The 15908-nt window shown below is 66.1% G+C and carries 17 protein-coding genes and 3 pseudogenes; 15 read left to right on the top strand and 5 right to left on the bottom strand.

The features are described 5' to 3' along the window. Positions 1-113 precede the first annotated feature (113 nt). On the top strand, positions 114-389 hold the full coding sequence (locus WDW90_RS28440; protein ID WP_336490864.1) for a hypothetical protein: 276 nt from the start codon (positions 114-116) through the stop codon (positions 387-389). Positions 390-534: 145 nt separating this feature from the next. On the opposite strand, the pseudogene WDW90_RS40890 reads toward WDW90_RS28440, so the two are convergent. After that, positions 535-1596: pseudogene (locus WDW90_RS40890) on the bottom strand (IS630 family transposase). 87 nt (positions 1597-1683) lie between these two features. Here WDW90_RS40890 and WDW90_RS28425 point away from each other — a divergent pair. Together WDW90_RS28425 and WDW90_RS28420 are read left to right on the top strand one after the other, a co-directional pair. Next, the gene (locus WDW90_RS28425) at positions 1684-1899 is read left to right on the top strand and encodes a hypothetical protein (protein ID WP_336490861.1); all 216 of its coding nucleotides are present in this window, start codon (positions 1684-1686) and stop codon (positions 1897-1899) included. A gap of 245 nt (positions 1900-2144) precedes the next feature. Further along, entirely contained in the window at positions 2145-3482 is a 1338-nt protein-coding gene (locus WDW90_RS28420; RefSeq protein WP_336490860.1) for a chloride channel protein, read from the top strand. Positions 3483-3539: 57 nt separating this feature from the next. On the opposite strand, the gene WDW90_RS28415 is transcribed toward WDW90_RS28420, so the two are convergent. Continuing rightward, positions 3540-4424, bottom strand: coding sequence for an ABC transporter substrate-binding protein (locus WDW90_RS28415; RefSeq protein WP_336490859.1), 885 nt, complete (start codon positions 4422-4424; stop codon positions 3540-3542). 66 nt (positions 4425-4490) lie between these two features. Beyond that, positions 4491-4847 (bottom strand): annotated as a pseudogene (locus tag WDW90_RS28410) (IS5 family transposase); the annotation flags it as partial. A gap of 73 nt (positions 4848-4920) precedes the next feature. Here WDW90_RS28410 and WDW90_RS28405 point away from each other — a divergent pair. Beyond that, a pseudogene (locus WDW90_RS28405) lies at positions 4921-6266 on the top strand (DHA2 family efflux MFS transporter permease subunit); the annotation flags it as partial. Positions 6267-6604: 338 nt separating this feature from the next. Here the strand turns inward: WDW90_RS28405 and WDW90_RS28400 are convergent. After that, positions 6605-7363: a sulfite exporter TauE/SafE family protein gene (locus tag WDW90_RS28400; RefSeq protein WP_336490858.1), complete on the bottom strand. Its 759-nt coding sequence runs from the start codon at positions 7361-7363 to the stop codon at positions 6605-6607. A 371-nt stretch (positions 7364-7734) separates the two neighbouring features. On the opposite strand from WDW90_RS28400, the gene WDW90_RS28395 reads away from it, so the two are divergent. Genes WDW90_RS28395 through WDW90_RS28380 form a run of 4 tightly spaced genes read left to right on the top strand, consistent with a single transcriptional unit; the run spans position 7735 to position 10154 of the window. Continuing rightward, positions 7735-8220, top strand: a complete 486-nt coding sequence (locus tag WDW90_RS28395; RefSeq protein ID WP_336490857.1) for a winged helix-turn-helix transcriptional regulator — start codon at positions 7735-7737, stop codon at positions 8218-8220. 18 nt (positions 8221-8238) lie between these two features. After that, positions 8239-8373, top strand: coding sequence for a hypothetical protein (locus tag WDW90_RS28390; RefSeq protein WP_336490856.1), 135 nt, complete (start codon positions 8239-8241; stop codon positions 8371-8373). Continuing rightward, on the top strand, positions 8363-8929 hold the full coding sequence (locus WDW90_RS28385; RefSeq protein WP_336490855.1) for a PaaI family thioesterase: 567 nt from the start codon (positions 8363-8365) through the stop codon (positions 8927-8929). The genes WDW90_RS28390 and WDW90_RS28385 overlap by 11 nt, the downstream gene beginning before the upstream one ends. A gap of 46 nt (positions 8930-8975) precedes the next feature. After that, positions 8976-10154 (top strand): thiolase family protein, encoded by a 1179-nt coding sequence (locus WDW90_RS28380; RefSeq protein WP_336490854.1) that lies wholly within the window; start codon positions 8976-8978, stop codon positions 10152-10154. Between the two features lie 5 nt (positions 10155-10159). Here WDW90_RS28380 and WDW90_RS28375 read toward each other — a convergent pair whose 3' ends face one another. Then, positions 10160-10492, bottom strand: a complete 333-nt coding sequence (locus tag WDW90_RS28375) for a hypothetical protein (RefSeq protein ID WP_336490853.1) — start codon at positions 10490-10492, stop codon at positions 10160-10162. Here WDW90_RS28375 and WDW90_RS28370 point away from each other — a divergent pair. The 7 genes from WDW90_RS28370 to WDW90_RS28340 all read left to right on the top strand — a co-directional run. Continuing rightward, on the top strand, positions 10491-10682 hold the full coding sequence (locus tag WDW90_RS28370) for a hypothetical protein (protein WP_336490852.1): 192 nt from the start codon (positions 10491-10493) through the stop codon (positions 10680-10682). The two genes, WDW90_RS28375 and WDW90_RS28370, sit on opposite strands and share 2 nt — an antisense overlap. A 14-nt stretch (positions 10683-10696) precedes the next feature. Continuing rightward, positions 10697-10870, top strand: a complete 174-nt coding sequence (locus WDW90_RS28365; protein ID WP_336490851.1) for a hypothetical protein — start codon at positions 10697-10699, stop codon at positions 10868-10870. Positions 10871-11691: 821 nt separating this feature from the next. Then, positions 11692-11907 (top strand): hypothetical protein, encoded by a 216-nt coding sequence (locus tag WDW90_RS28360; protein WP_336490850.1) that lies wholly within the window; start codon positions 11692-11694, stop codon positions 11905-11907. A gap of 96 nt (positions 11908-12003) precedes the next feature. Further along, the gene (locus tag WDW90_RS28355; protein WP_336490849.1) at positions 12004-13155 is read left to right on the top strand and encodes a patatin-like phospholipase family protein; all 1152 of its coding nucleotides are present in this window, start codon (positions 12004-12006) and stop codon (positions 13153-13155) included. 31 nt (positions 13156-13186) lie between these two features. After that, positions 13187-13930, top strand: a complete 744-nt coding sequence (locus tag WDW90_RS28350; RefSeq protein ID WP_336490848.1) for an acetoacetate decarboxylase — start codon at positions 13187-13189, stop codon at positions 13928-13930. A gap of 48 nt (positions 13931-13978) precedes the next feature. Next, the gene (locus WDW90_RS28345) at positions 13979-14764 is read left to right on the top strand and encodes a 3-hydroxybutyrate dehydrogenase (protein ID WP_336490847.1); all 786 of its coding nucleotides are present in this window, start codon (positions 13979-13981) and stop codon (positions 14762-14764) included. Positions 14765-15503: 739 nt separating this feature from the next. Then, on the top strand, positions 15504-15908 hold a 405-nt coding region (locus WDW90_RS28340; RefSeq protein ID WP_336490846.1), incomplete at its 3' end, for an HlyD family secretion protein.

The following is a 15908-nucleotide window of genomic DNA, read 5'->3' as shown; positions in this document are numbered from 1 at the left end:
GAATCAGTGATACCGGCTCCCGGCAAGTGGCGAGGCGGGGCACCTCCAGGCCCGTCGCCTGCCGCACGCCGCGCTCAGGCGCACCCCGTGGGTAATTACCCTGGAGCGAGGTCATGGCAGATCAAAGACAGCAAGCTTCCGGTCAGACGGAGCACGCCTTCCGAGTTCGGCAAGTCACCAACATGCAGGCGTCCTGGCAAGAGCAGGAGCGCGGCAAGGAGGGACTCTTCACCCTGCAGCTCATCCTCGACAACGGCGTCGAGGAGTACATCCTGGAGCCGCATGCCGAGGACCTCGAGCCGCTTCTGAAGCTGTTTGCAACCAGCAAGCACACGACCTTCGACATCGGCCGGAAGGTGCTGATGTTCTCAAACCTCTGCATCGAGTAGGGCGAGAAGCATCCGAAGCGCCTGGGAGGCAGCCCCCCGGTGACCTGAACACAGGACGACCAACCGCGGCAAAGGCGAGGCGCAGCCACGGACGAGCGTGTCAGTTGGTTGGAGGCATCTGAGGTGTGATACCAATCGGTGTTGATCATAACCGATAGGCCCAGTCGCGCAGGCCGAGGGACATGATCTTCCAGGGCTGGTCGATGAGGCGGCTCCAGGCCTCGCAGCAGCGGCCGACGATGTCGTCGTAGGAGCCAAAGATCCGGTCGCCGAGCCAGTTGTCGCGGAGGAATTGCCAGACGTTCTCGACCGGGTTGAGTTCGGGTGCGCAGGGCGGCAGCGGCAGCAGAGTGATGTTGGCGGGCACGATGACGTTGTGGGCGCTGTGCCAGCCCGCGCCATCCAACATCAGCACGGCGTGGGCATCGGGATCGACGCTGCGGCTGATCTCAGCCAGATGCAGGCTCATTGCCTCGCTGTCGCAGTGGGGCAGGACGAGGCCGGCACCCTTGCCCTTCTCCGGACAGATCGCCCCGAAGATGTAAGCGTAGGCCGTGCGCTGATCCTTGGGTGCCGAGGGGCGGCTGCCACGGCGGGCGCAAGCGGCGCGGCAGGGTGTTCTTCTGGCCGATGCGGGCCTCATCCTGCCACCACAGCTCAATGGCCGTGCCAGGCGGCAAGCCCGCGCGGATCGCGCTCACAGTGGCGGGCAGGCTTTTTTGAACGCCGCCAAGGCGGCTGGGTCCTGCTCATGATGGCGAGGGCGTGCCGAGAGCTTGGCAAAGCCCATTCGCTTAACCGTGCGGCCGAGGGTGCTCTCGTCCAGGCTGACCCCGAAGCTGGCATAGACCCAGGCGGCCAGATCCTTCAGCCGCCAGCGCACCACGCCATGCCGCTCCGGATCCGGCCCTTCCTCAATCACCTGCGCCAGCGCTTGCCGCTGGGCGGCATTCAGCTTCGGCTTCTGGCCCGGCGCCTTGCGGTCGATCAGCCCGGCTGGTCCGGCGGCGTTGAAGGCCAGTACCCAGTCGCGCACCGTCTGCAGGCCCACCGCCCCGGTCCGGGCCGCATCCATCCGGCTGCCGCCCTCGTAGATCGTCGCCAGCGCCAACAGCCGACGGCTCTGGCCGGCATCCCGGCTCGCTCGGGCCAGCCGACGCAGGTCATCGGCGTGGAAGTCCTCGCGCAGCGGCACGGCAGCGGACATGGCGAACCCTCCCGGTTCGCCTCATCGAATCACGGCTGCCGCACCGGATAAACCCCGTGAGTCTCCCTCACCGCTGGTTGGTATGAGATGCACGGCTACGAAGCGACCGCGGAGGCCATGGAGAACGTCGCCTGCATCATTGAGCAGGCGCGCCGTGATGGGCGCGACCCGAGCACGGCCCTGCAGATCACTCTGGTGACGCTCAACTACGTTGCAGGCCGCGCCCCGACACTGGGCCAACAAAGGACGCTTGCCGCCCTTCATACCTCCCTGCGAGAGCGCCGCCGGACGGGCCGTGCGTAGCTGGACGGACGCCCCAAGACGCGGAGGACAGTCTGCGCATACCGGCGACGGCCTGCGAGCGTCGCGATCTCTCGCCAGCTCAACTCGACCGCCATGTCCGCGGCCTGCGCGGATTGGGCGTTATGGAGCCCAACCCCCTGGCTTGTGTGCCGCCGGCGCGGTTCGCGCGGATAACGGGTAAGAATGGCGGATTAGGAGCCGAGCTACTCGCCCTCGCTGCCGCGAACGCCGGACCGAGTTGAGACATGCCGCGACGCATCCTCCACCGCCGCTCGATGGCGCGCCTGCGCGGGGCCTCCGTCGATGCCTTCGCGATCTGGCGCCGGCGCCTCCTGTTCCTCCTCAGCGGCATCTGCGTCGGGCTCGCCGCCGTGCTGATGGCGAAGCTCGCGGACGCGGCGCAGTGGACCTTCAAAGAGATCCTGTCCGTCTCGCCCCTGATCGCGCTCGTCATGACGCCCGCCGGCTTCGGCCTCGGGACACGACTCGCCCGCACAGTCTTCCCGAACTCGCAAGGCTCCGGCATCCCGCAGGTGATCGCGGCGCGCCATAGCAAGGACCCGCGGTTCCGCCACGCCCTGGTCTCGCTGCGGGTCGCCTTCGGCAAGATCGCGGTGATGACGCTCGGCCTCCTCTGCGGAGCCTCGGCAGGGCGCGAGGGGCCGACCGTCCAGGTGGGCGCCGCCATCATGGCGGCGGCCGGTCACCTTTCACCGAAGCGCCTGCCGGGCCTGCTCCTGGCGGGCGGCGCGGCCGGCGTGGCGGCGGCCTTCAACACGCCGCTCGCCGGCATCGTCTTCGGCATCGAGGAACTCGGTCAGACTTATCAGGCCCGCACCACCGGCCTGATCGTGGCGGCGATCGTTGCGGCGGGCCTGACCTCGCTCTGGCTCGTGGGCAACTACACCTATTTCGGCACGACCGACGCGACGCTCGCGATCGGGGCGGGCTGGATCGTGGTGCCGCTGATCGGCGGGCTCGGCGGGCTCGGCGGCGGCCTGTTCAGCCGCGTCGTGATCCTGTTCGGGCGCGGCCTGCCGGGCCGGGCGGGCGCCCTGATCGGGCGGCGCCCGGTCGCCTTCGCGATGCTGTGCGGGCTCGGCGTCGCGCTCTGCGGGCTCGCCTCCGGCGGCGCCGTCTACGGCACCGGCTACGAGGAGGCCCGCGCCATCCTGCACGGGGACGTGCCAGCGCCCGGTGACTTTGCGCCGCTGAAGTTCGTCGCGACCGTCCTGACCTCGATCAGCGGCATCCCGGGCGGGCTGTTCGCGCCCTCGCTGGCGGTCGGGGCCGGGCTTGGCGCCGAGTTCCACGGCCTGTTTCCCGGCGTCTCGATCGGCGCGCTCGTGCTGGTCGGCATGGTCTCCTACCTGACGGGCGTCCTGCAGGCGCCGATCACCTCCTTCGTCATCGTCACCGAGATGACCCAGGACCACGCCATGATGATCCCCCTGATGATCGCCGCGCTCATCGCCGACGCGGCCTCGAAGCTCGTCTGCCAGGGCGGGCTCTACCACGCGCTCGCCGACATCATCCTGGCGCGGGCCGACCCCGCCGCCCCGCCGGTGAAGCCCCCCGCGTGAGCCGAAAAACTGCAGCGCGGCGGCGCTCGCAGGTTGGGCGTTACGGAACCTGAACTGCTATGGGAAGCGCGCTTTCGGAGCGACCGCAGCGTCGTGCTGCCCGCTACTCACCAGGGCCTCCGCAACAAAGCCTGAGGCCTTCATCTCCTCAATGAACTGGCTGATGTAGGCAGCCGTCTTCTCTCGCCCCCGAGGCATGGCGACGGCCTGTTCGATCACCATGAACCGACCTGGGAGAACGCGAACACCTGCATGCTCACGCGCATAGGCTTCGAGCGGCTGGCGGACGGAAGCGACGGCCTCCAGGTGGTCTCGCGCGAACACCGCGACGGCATCGAGCGAGGTCGGCGCGAAGACGCGCTCGGCAGCCTTGAGATGGCGGCCGAGGTACAGATCGTAGGCCGTGTTGCGACCGACCGCGATCCGCACACCCGGCCGGTCGACCTGATCATTCTGTGTGATCGGCGATCCAGCGGGGACCATGTAGGTCCCTTCGATGATCACGTAGGGTGGGCTGAAGGCGACTGTCTCGGCGCGGTGCGGATCGATCGCCAGAAAGGCCATGTCCCACGTCTTTGGACCGTCCAGAGCCTCAACGACCGCGCCGGCGGTATCGAAGGTTGTGAAGGTGACGGGCACGTTCAGCCGGCGGCCGAGTTCGCGGGCCAGTGCTGCCGAGACGCCGCCGGGCTCCCCGTCTGTCCCCTTTTGGGCAAGGACGACGTTGCCGTAGTTGATGGCGGCTCGCAGCGTTCCTGTCGGCGCGATCTCGCGCACGAGATCAGGAGGAGGGGCCTGGGCCATGGCTTCATCCTTCGGCAGAGAGGCGAGAAGGGCGAGTAGGCCGAGGAACGTGGCTCCCCCCGTGGACAACAAAAAGGTACGGACGATGCTGACACGTTTCATGGCCAGATTGGCATTCAGCTTCGGGGTGGCACTCATGGCATTTCCAGGTCATGCGACGGCAGAGATCACCGTCATGATCTCGGGTGGTTTCTCCCTGGCGTATCGGCTGTCGATGATGGCTGCCGTCGGGCTGACCTCCCGACCCACCCGCTCCCGGCAGGCGACGTAGAGCGTGTGATGGATCCGCTCCAGCGTGCCGTCATAGTCCCAGAGGTCGAAGTAATCGTGTACCGTCGAGCGCGCCGCCAGATCCTTTGGGATCGCCCGCCATTGGCAGCCCGTGCTCAGCACGTACATCAGGCCGTTCACCACCGCCCGCATGTCGACGCTGCGCTTGCCGCCGCCGCGCTTGGCTGGAGGGATCAGAGGCTCAATCAGCGCCCACTCGTCATCCGTCAGGTCGCTCGGATAACGAAGCTCGCTTCGATCGTAGCGGGCCCGGTTCTCGGTCGTCCACATCGGCAGCCTCCACACAGGCCGCCTTGAATCATAAGCCACTGACGTCGCTCAATATGTCGCCGGACAGACACTCAGCCGGGTGTTCTCGTTCCGGCGATACATACTGGCGAACTCCGTCCTGTTCCCGCTGTTCTCGATCGCCTGCGCCTTCAGCCACGATCTCGGCTCCATGATCGTGATGCGCGGGTTCCAGGGCTTCGTCGGCGGTGTGCTGATCCCGATGGCCTTCACCATGACGCTGACCAAGCTGCCGAAAGCGCAGCAGCCAATCGGCCTCGCCATGTTCGCGGTCGCGGTGACCTTCGCCCCGGCAATCGGGCCGACGATCGGCGGCTACATGACCGAGAACTACGGGTGGCAGTCGATCTTCTACATCAATTCGGTTCCCAGCGCGGTGATGGTCGCGGCGCTCGCGGTGACACTGGAGGCGAGCCCGATGCGGCTCGACCTGCTCAAGCAGGGGGACTGGTTCGGGATCGTCACCATGGCGATCGGTCTTGCCTCCTTCCAGACAGTGCTTGAGGAGGGCAACAAGGACGACTGGTTTGCGTCGCCCTTCATCGTCCGGCTCGCGATTGTCGCTGCCGTGTTCCTGGCGGCCTTCGTCTGGATCGAGCTCACGACGAAGAAGCCCCTCGTGAACCTCCGGCTACTGAAGCAGCGTAACTTCGCGGTGGGAACGTTCGCCAACACCCTGGTCGGCTTTGCGCTCTTCGGAGCGGTCTACCTGCTCCCGCAGTACCTCGGTCAGGTCCAGCGCTACAATGCCGAGCAGATCGGCTTCGTGCTGGCGTGGACAGGCATTCCGCAGCTTCTCATCATCCCGCTCGTTCCGATGCTGATGAAGCGCTTCGACGCCCGCTACGTTGGGCTGGTGGGCCTGAGCATCTTCGCGGCGAGCTGCTTCATGAACGTGACGTTGTCCTTGGACAATGCGGGTGATCAGTTCTTCATCCCGAACATCGTCCGCGCCATCGGCCAGGCCCTGGTGCTGACCCCGATCAGCACGATCTCGACCGCGGACATCACGCCGCAGGACGCGGGATCCGCCTCGGGCCTCTCGAACATGCTTCGCAACCTTGGCGGGGCAGTTGGCACCGCGACCCTCCGACCGTCCTCACCAAGCGCGAGCAGTACCACTCGAACATCATCGGCCAGGCGGTGAATATCGGCCGCGAAGAGGTCCGCCAGCGGATCGACCAATTGACGGGCTACTTCATGTCCCACGGTGTTTCGGACTACGCAGCCGCTAAGTCTAAGGCGATCGTTCAACTGGGGCAGGTCGTTCGGCGGCAGGCGCTGATCCTGGGCTTCAGCGATGCCTTCGCGGTCATCGGCGTGCTCCTGGCCATCGCGGCTGTCGCGCTTCTTGTCGCGAAGAAGGTGAAGCCTGGTGCGTCCGCTGGAGGAGCCCATTGATGCGCGCAGGTGCGTGAAACCGAGGCCCACCTTCAGGGATGCGCTTCCGTTGTGCGCCGTGGCCTTCGACGCAGGCAGGGTTTGAGGACGTCACGTCGCCGCGACGACCAACCGAAACGCCGCTTTGCGCTCCCGCCACCCTGGGCCTACGCTCTGTGCCACGCTCCATCCTCGCAGTCGCGCGAGCCCAGCAGCGCACCTCTGATCCGGCATATTTCGGCCATCCGAGGAGCCCTGCCTTCCGCAGGCCGAATGGATTTGCCACTTGCTGCCCGATCGCAGTTCAAAATTGAGGTGCAGCGTCCACGCCGAGCAGGGGCAGCATTCGCCGTGCGAAATCAGGCGATATATCCGGAAATGCCGTCCCATAATAACTTTAGAGCTGTCACGATTAGCAATCCGTAGCAGGCCCGGTATAGTTGACGTTGATCCAGGCGTCCGTGCAGCCGCCAACCAAGCCATACGCCGATCGGAATGGCGAGGGCGCAAATCACCATCAAGATCCAAACGTTACCTGATGGCTTCACCAGCAGAAGCCAAGGTGCCGCCTTGAGCAAATTGCCGACGGTGAAGAACAGGCTCGTTGTACCAGCATAAACTTCCTTGCTGAGGCCGAGCGGCAGGAGATACATCGCCAGCGGCGGCCCTCCTGAGTGAGCCACCATGGTCGTGATGCCCGATGTAAGACCGGCTGTGACCGCCTTCCGCGCTGAACGCGGACGAACCGTCATCCTCGCGCCTCCGACAAACCAGAGGCCGACGAAGATGAGGGTGATCACCGCCATCACGATCGCAATCGCACGGTGGTCCAGGGCACGGAATAGCAGGTAGCCGAGCCCAATCCCGATCACGAGCCCTGGCAGCAGCAGCACGAGGTCCGGTTTCGACCAGGTCGACGGCCTCCAGTATCGCAATGCGAACAGGTCCATCGCCACGAACAGCGGCGCGAGCAGGCCGCCGGCTGTCACCGGCTCCATGACGATCGACAACAGCGGAATGCCGACGATGGCGAACCCACCCCCGAACGCACCCTTCATGAAGCAGATCAGGAATACGCCAGCAAAGGCGACGACGATCGTGGCAGCAGTCAGCTCCATGCGATCCTCCCGCCGCCGCACCGCGGAGCGGCACCCGACAATGAGGCCAGGTTCTCCTACCGAGGTTACCCGATGCCCCTGCTATTGTCCGGTGCGCATACGTGCCTGAGCCCTTGCCGGCAGGCATAGAGACGAACCGAAGCTTCAGATCGGTCTGCGAACTGGTCCAAATGCCGCGCGAACCTCAGCCCTCCAACGATCCGGCTGTTCTCACCACCTAACGCGATGGCTGCTTGGAATCGCTGCGTCGGATGGGATTCGGACGGAGGGTGGCGCGGGCAGCCCCAATACGCGCCATCCGAAGGCCAACCCTCGTCGGATGTGCGCTGTGTCACTTGCAACATGCAAGTTAGTGGGCCATTGATCGCCTCATGCAACGCACATCCTTCGACCAGATGCCCTGTCCCGTCGCCCGCTCCTTGGAGCGGATCGGCGAATGGTGGAGCATCCTCATCCTGCGGGATGCCTTCTACGGCCTGACCCGCTTCGACCAGTTCGAGCAGAGCTTGGGCATTGCGCCCAACATGCTGACCCGCCGCCTCAAGGCGCTCTGCGAAGCAGGGCTTCTGGAACGGCGGCGCTACCAGGACCGGCCGCCGCGCTACGAGTACGTGCTGACCGAGAAGGGGCGCGATTTCCGGCCGGTGCTGTGGACCCTGTTCGCCTGGGGCAACCGGCACCTCGCCCCAGAGGGCGAGAGCGTGACCCTCGTCGATCCCGTGACCGGCCTGGCCGTCGATCCGGTCGTGGTGGATGGCCGGACCGGCCGCCCGCTCGCCGAGGGTGTGCACGTGATGCCGGGCTCGGCCGCGAGCGAATCCCTTCGGCGCCGCTTCGAGCGCCGGACCACGATCTGAGGTTCGGAGGACCCGACGATGGGCGAGGCCCAGACCATGACCTACGCCGACGCCTTCGTCGCCATCACGGTCTGCTTCGCCCTCGCCACTGCCCTGGTGCCCCTGATGCGCCGGGTTGCCCCGCCGAGAGGACCCTCTGCCGATGCCCATTGACGCGCTCGCTTCCTCTGTGCCTGCTGCCGATCCGGCCGCGCCGTTGCGGCGTCGGGTCGTCGAATGGGCCGATCCGCCGGCGACCGCGCAGGCGGGCCAAGCCCGCGCCGGCCTCGACGTCCTGCGGGCCCTCATCGCTGGCGACGTGCCGCCTCCGCCGCTGATCGCGCTCCTCGGGATCGACCTCGTCTCAGCAGAGGTGGGCTGGGTGACGATGCGGATGGGCTCGGACGAGCACCTCTACAACCCTCTGGGTTCGGTCCACGGCGGAGCCATCGCCTCGCTCCTCGACAGCGCGATGGGGTGCGCGGTGCACTCCACCCTGCCGCTCGGACGCGGCTACACCACGCTGGAGATCAAGGTGAACTACCTGCGGGCCGTGACCGCGGCCTCGGGTGTCCTCACGGCGGTTGGCCACGTCATCCATGCCAGCCGCCGCCAGGCGGTCGCCGAGGCGCGGCTCAGCGACGCGGCGGGCCGCCTCTGCGCCACCGCGAGCACCACCTGCCTCCTCTTCGACCTGCCAGAGGCGCGCGCCGCCGCGCCCGCTGCCTGATCCGGCCGAAGAACTGGGACTGCCCGTCGAAACAGGAGACTACCCCATGTCCACCCGCGAGATCGTCCTCTGCCATCCTGTCCGGACCGCGATCGGCGCCTATGGCGGCAGCCTCAAGGGCACGCCCGCGACCGAACTCGGCGCGGCCGCGGTGCGCGAGACGCTGCACCGATCCGGCCTGGATGCGGGCCGCCTCGGCAGCGTCGTGATGGGCAACGTCATCCAGGCGGGCAACAGGATGAACCCGGCTCGACAGGCGGCGATCGGCGGCGGCGTGCCGGTGTCGGTGCCGGCACTCACCGTCAACCGTGTCTGCGGCTCGGGCGCCCAGGCGATCGCTACGGCCGCCGACGAGATCCGCCTCGGCCACCATGATGCGGCGGTCGCCGGCGGCATGGAAAACATGGATCGGGCTCCGTACCTGATGTCCGGCGGGCGCTGGGGCTACCGCATGGGCCCGGCCGAGATCCTCGACAGCATGCTGACGGACGGGCTGCACGACGCCTTCTCCGGCGCGCATTCGGGCTGGCACACTGAGGATCTCGCCGCCGAGGCTCAGATCAGCCGCGCGGCGCAGGATGCCTGGGCGGCCCGCTCGCAGGAACGCTTTGCCGCCGCGCAGTTGGAAGGGCATTTCGACGCCGAGATCGTCCCAGTGGAGGTCGCCGGCCGCAAGGGCACCGAGCGCTTCGCCCGCGACGAGGCGCCCCGGCCGGACACGACGCCCGAGACCCTGGCCAAGCTGAAACCCGCCTTCCGGCCCGACGGCACCATCACGGCGGGTAACGCGCCGGGGCTCAACAGCGGCGCGGCGGCGATGATCGTGGCCGAGCGGGGCTTCGCGGAGGCGAACGGCATCGCCGCGATGGGCCGGCTCATCGCTTACGGGATCGGCGCGGTCGAGCCAGGACTGTTCGGCCTCGGCCCGGTGCCGGCCGTGCTCCAAGTCCTCGAGCGGGCGGGCTGGCGCCTCGGCGATGTTGAGCGCGTCGAGATCAACGAGGCCTTCGCGGTGGTGCCGCTCGCCGTCGCGGCGGAACTCGGCCTGCCGGAGAACATCGTGAACGTCGAGGGCGGGGCGATCGCGCACGGTCACCCGATCGGTGCGACAGGAGCGGTGCTGACCACGCGGCTCCTGCACGCCATGCGGCGGGACGGCGTGCGGCGCGGACTCGTCACCCTCTGCATCGGCGGCGGCCAGGGCATCGCGCTCGAAGCGGCGTGAGCGTCTCACGTCGCGGCCGCTGACGCCGCACCCAAGCCGTCAGGAATGGAACAAGCCCATGGCTGCGCCTCAGACCACTCGTCGATCGACAATCCTGATCCATTGATGCGGCCGCAGAAAGGGATCGCTCTGCGAACGTTCGGCTCGTTCAAAACCTTGGTATAACCTCGCTCGTCTTTGCGCTTGTGCGATCGATAACCGTAATTAAATGTATTGTTCGTCTGGCATGCCAATATCCCGATTAGATCGAGTGCAGAGAAATCGGCATCTCGATTATTGAGCCTCCACGACGGATCGGTGAAAGCCAGTCTATCATTCGCCTCGGAAGAATGCGCCATGAACGCGATTACGCCGACCCACGACGTGAACGGCCTGAGCCGCGAGGAGTTGCGCGAGATCGTGCGCCTCCTGAACCGCTACGGCATCGCCAAGTTCGGCGACGAATGGGGACCACGGGGGGCCAATCCTTGGCTGACCGGCGGTGAGCGACTCGAAGAGCTGCTCGACAAGCTGGACCGCATAGGCTGATCGGAGACCCGCATATGGTCGAACGTCCTGATGTCGAGCGTAGCCGCGAGCCCGAGGATGCCAATGACGCGGACGTCCGCAAGATCAATCAGGAGATCCGGTTCATCCCGCCCGCTGCGGAGATACTGGCGATGGAGCCGGCGGAGCAGGAGATCTGGGAAAGACGAATAGCAAACGCACTGTTCTGAACGAGGGCGACATTGCCGAAAGCACTCGCCGTCGTAGTCATGCCGGCCCTCTCATAGAGCGCTGTTGCCCAGGAAGAAGCGGCCTGCGGCAACTCCGGGGCACAGGCCTGACGTGTCGTTGACCCATTATTTTATGTTGCGCCGACCTGGAGGGCTTCATGACTCCTTCATCCAGAGCCGCCGCGGTCATCGGCGCTGATGGCGGACATCGCGGTCGAACTGCGTGAGGGCACCAGGGTCGGCCGTTCGCAAGAGTGGACGATGCGCTGCCGGTTCTTGAGGGGCAAGCCCGCGGGCCTCCCGAACCACACCGCCTCAGCGTACCACGTCGCGCTCTGCGTCATGCGGAGCGCGGAAGGTGGGAGCCGAGGTCGAAATGAGGCTGGCATAAGCCACCGGCTTGAAGGAGATAGACATGTTCAATCTAATCGGCCTTCTAGCATTCGTCCTGGTAGTAGTCGTCCTCGTATTCAGAGACCGCTCGACAGATTTCCTCGGCTATCTGTGCCTACTTGGCCTCGGCTGTGTGATTACGCTCTCGACCCGCAAGGGCTTCGTGAGTGCCCCCTCCTGGCAGGGCTTTCGCCCTAAAGGCGCTCCTGAAGTGTCGCAGGCCGGTGGAGGAGATCGAAATCTCAGGGCAGACAAGCTGTCCGCCATCGTCCTGTCCGTCATCTCCGTCACCCTCTTGGATGGCACGGGAGGCCCTGTTTTCGCGGCCGGCGGCACTGGGAAGCCGAAACGCTATGACGGGACGTGGAGCGTCGAAGTAATCACCGACCGAGAGGGGCACCTGCGACCGTGCCTACCGGTACGGAATCGTGATCGAGAATGGTCAGGCCCGCTACGCCGGCGGCAACGACTTCACCGTGTCCGGGGGTGTCCAGCTGAGCGGAGCCGTCCGGGCCGTGATCTCTCGTGGCAGTGACTCCGCGAGCGTGGTTGGCCGCCTGTCCGGGAGCTACGGCAACGGCACTTGGACGACGGCCGGATCCACCCCCTGCGGCGGCCGCTGGAACGCCGAGCGGCGGGGCTGAGCGCCTTCGCCATGACGACAGTGAGATTGGCGGATGAAGCGCCCATGCACCGGTAAGGCTGGGCAATCCGGCAGGCCAATAGAGGGAGAGCATCCCATGAATGCTGAAATCCGGCCTCGTGTCACGGTCGCGGAACGACGTCTACGCTCTGAACGCACCGCGCTGGTGCTGCAAGGAGGGGGGGCGCTGGGTTCCTACCAAGCTGGGGTCTACGAAGGGCTCTGCGACGGCGACCATTCTCCGGACTGGGTCGCTGGCATCTCGATCGGCGCCATCAACGCCGCCCTCATCGCCGGTAATGCACCTGACCAGCGTGCCGAGCGGCTGCGAGCCTTCTGGGAGAGGGTCTCCTCTGGTGTTCAGGGTGGGCCACTCGTGCCCGGCGAGCGGGCGCGCGCCTGGTTCAACGAAGCCAGCGCCGCGCTGATCGCGAGCTTCGGAGTCCCGGGCTTCTTCACGCCCCGATGGCCACCGGCGCTATTCTACCCACCGGGCGCTCCCCAGGCCCTGAGCTATTACGACACCGCCTCGCTGAAGGCCACGCTGGAAACACTGGTGGACTTCGACCGCATCAATGCTCGGGAGATCCGCCTGAGCGTCGGCGCGGTCAACGTTCGCACGGGCAACTTCGTTTATTTCGACAATTCACACGACCGGATCGGGCCCGAGCACATCATGGCCTCTGGCGCGCTGCCACCGGGTTTCCCGCCGGTCGAGATTGATGGCGAGCATTACTGGGACGGCGGCCTCGTCTCGAATACGCCGCTTGAATACGTCCTCGACCAAGAGAACACCACGGATCTCAAGATCTTCCAGGTGGACCTGTTCTCGGCTCGGGGACCGATGCCGCGCACCCTGGTCGAGGCTGCCGAGCGCGAGAAGGACATCCGCTACTCAAGCCGCACGCGCCTCAACACCGACACGGCCATGCGGCTCCGCAAGGCTAAAGCTGCTTTTCGACGCCTAGCCGAGAAGCTGCCGCCGGAACTTCGCCAGGATCCTGACACGGCCTTCCTATCGGAGGTCACGCACGAGAACGCGGTCACGATCATGCAAGTGATCTACCGGCGCAAGAACTACGAGGGGAACGCGAAGGACTACGAGTTCTCGCGCCAGACCATGCTGGAGCACTGGGCCGCCGGCCGGGCGGACGTCCGGCACGCGTTCCGGCAGCGGGGCTGGATGGATCATGCGCGCGAGGAGGACGGTCTCAGCGTCTTCGACCTGACCCGCGATGCCCGCGACTGAGCGGCAACTACACGACAGGAGACAGCAAGACATGACCCGTGAAGACATCCTGAGTGCCCCCTCGATGCCGGCGTTCAGCCCGAGCTATCCGCGTGGGCCCTACCACTTCATTCGGCGCGAGTACCTGATCATCACCTACGAGACCGACCCGGACGCCTTGCGCGCGGCCCTGCCTGAACCGCTGGAACCGGCGCCGGGAAATCTCGCCTTCTACGAGTGGATGAAGATGCCGGACTCCTCCGGCTTCGGCGACTATGAGGAGAGCGGCTCGGCCATCGTCGCGACCTACAAGGGCCAACCCTGCAATTTCTCGGTCCAGATGTACCTCGACGACGAGCCGCCGATCACAGCGGGGCGCGAGATCTGGGGATTTCCGAAGAAGTATGGCGTGCCGAGGCTGGCGGTGACCAAGGACACGCTCACCGGCACCCTGCACTACGACGACGAGCGGGTGGCGATGGGCACGATGACCTACAAGCACCGTAGCCTGGAGGATCAGCTCGACAGGGTCCGCGAGGGCATCGGTCATCTCAACGTCAACCTGAAGCTCATCCCGGACGTGGATGGCACGCCGAAGGTCGCTCAGCTTGTCGGCTACCGGCTGCAGGACGTGACGGTGCATGGCGCCTGGGAGGGTGATGCCCGGTTGCACCTCATCCCGCACGTCAACTGCCGCGTGGCCGACCTACCGGTGCGCCGTATCGTCGGCGGCCGGTACCAGGTGGTCGACTTCACGCTGCCCTATGGCGAGGTGCTGCACGATTACCTGGGCTGACGAGGCGCCGATGCGCCCTGTCCCCGCTGCCTGAATCTGGAGGTTCCCATGTCCCTCAAATCCAAGACCGCCCTCGTGACCGGCTCCACCAGCGGCATCGGGCTGGCCATCGCCCGTGCATTCGCCGAAGAGGGTGCCAACGTCGTCCTCAACGGGTTCGGCCAGCCCGACGAGATCGAGCGTGCGCGGGAGGGGATCGAGGCCGAGTTCGGCGTCGAGGCGGCCTACTCGGCGGCCGACATGACGAAGCCCGACGAGATCGCTGCGATGGTGCGCGAGGCGGAGACGCGCTTCGGCGCGGTCGACGTGCTGGTGAACAACGCCGGTATCCAATTCGTCGCCCCCATAGAGGAGTTCCCGCCGGAGAAGTGGGAGCAGATTATTGCCATCAACCTGTCCTCGGCCTTCCACACCATGCGGGCGGCAATCCCTGGCATGAAGGCGCGGGGCTGGGGCCGGATCATCAATACGGCCTCGGCACACTCGCTCGTCGCCTCGCCGTTCAAGGCGGCCTACGTGGCGGCCAAGCACGGGATCGCCGGCCTCACCAAGACGGCCGCTCTTGAGCTGGCGACGCACAAGATCACCGTGAATTGCATCTCGCCCGGCTACGTCTGGACGCCGCTCGTCGAGAGCCAGATCCCCGACACCATGAAGGCGCGCAACATGACGAAGGAGCAGGTGATCGAGGAGGTGCTGTTGAAGGCGCAGCCCACCAAGCAGTTCGTCACGGTCGATCAGGTCGCCGCGCTTGCCGTCTTCCTGTGCGCGGATGCAGCAAGCCAGATCACCGGGGCGAACCTACCGATGGACGGGGGATGGACGGCGGAGTAGCCGGCCGCTCGCCAGTGCATGCGACAGTTCGATCAGACATCCCAGGTTCAGCGAGCGGGATGCGGCTGAAGGTCGAAAAAGTACGAAGCATCAGTAAGTTGCGTGTCGCGAGTCGAGGGCGCATGATACCGCGCGAAGCTTTCAGCATGCACCGCGTACAGTTGGCCAAAAAATACTGGTCGAACTGAACGTCCCTCTTGGAGAACTGAGAGGCGCTGCGATGATACCCCGCGACGCGCACCCGAGCCGTGACCGCCGTGTTGCTCTGCGGCGAGACCACTGGATCGGCCTGGGACCAAGACGCCCCAGGCCTTAGAGCGGGAGTACCAGGGCGGGACGGATCACCTGTCCCGGTGCGTAGCTCTGATCACGACAGCTTGGGACCTCGCCCGTACGCCGAGGCGAACAGAGGCCGTGCGGTGCCGGACCGCTTCTCCGCCCCCGCCTACGAGGCCCAAGGCCAGCTCCGGCTGACACCGGACAAGGCTGCCGAAGCGACGATTGCGCCTCTCGATAGGACTTCGCCGGCGCAGCCACAACACGGTTCATCGGGAGGATGGCGACTCCCGATATCGCCAGCATCAGCCGGCGCCGTCGAGCGGATGAAGCCTTCCGCTCTGAAGCCGAGACCAGGACGAGGACGATGAATCTTTTGCAGCGTGACTTGGGGCTGCAACCGCCCCCGCCTCCACCCCTGCCTTCACCGGCAAGGCGGGTCGCACGCGCTCCCGCGATCATCGTGACGCTCCTGATCGTCGCGATCGTTGGCCTGTCCCTGTGGTATCTGGTGCAGCCACAGCCCCTCATCATCCAAGGCGAGGCGGACGCCACGCGGATCGATATCGCGGCCCGAGTCGACGGCCGTGTCGGGCGGCGTCCCGTCTCGCGCGGCGAGGATGTCAGGACAGGACAGCTGCTTCTCGCGATCGACAATCCCGAACTTATCACGAAGCAGCGTGAGGCCGAGGCGAATTTGGCCGTGGTGACGGCGCAGCTGGCCAACATCCAAGCCGGCACCCGTGCAGAGGTGATCGCCCAGCGCAAAGCCGCCGTCGACACGGCCTCGGCCAACCTGACCCTCGCGCAGCGGACCTATGAGCGCGTCAAAACGCTCGCGGGAAGCGGAAACGCGCCGATCCAGCGC

The sequence above is a fragment of the Methylobacterium nigriterrae genome (assembly GCF_037106235.1).
Lineage (GTDB): Bacteria > Pseudomonadota > Alphaproteobacteria > Rhizobiales > Beijerinckiaceae > Methylobacterium > Methylobacterium nigriterrae.
This window is presented reverse-complemented; position numbering and strand designations above follow the sequence as displayed.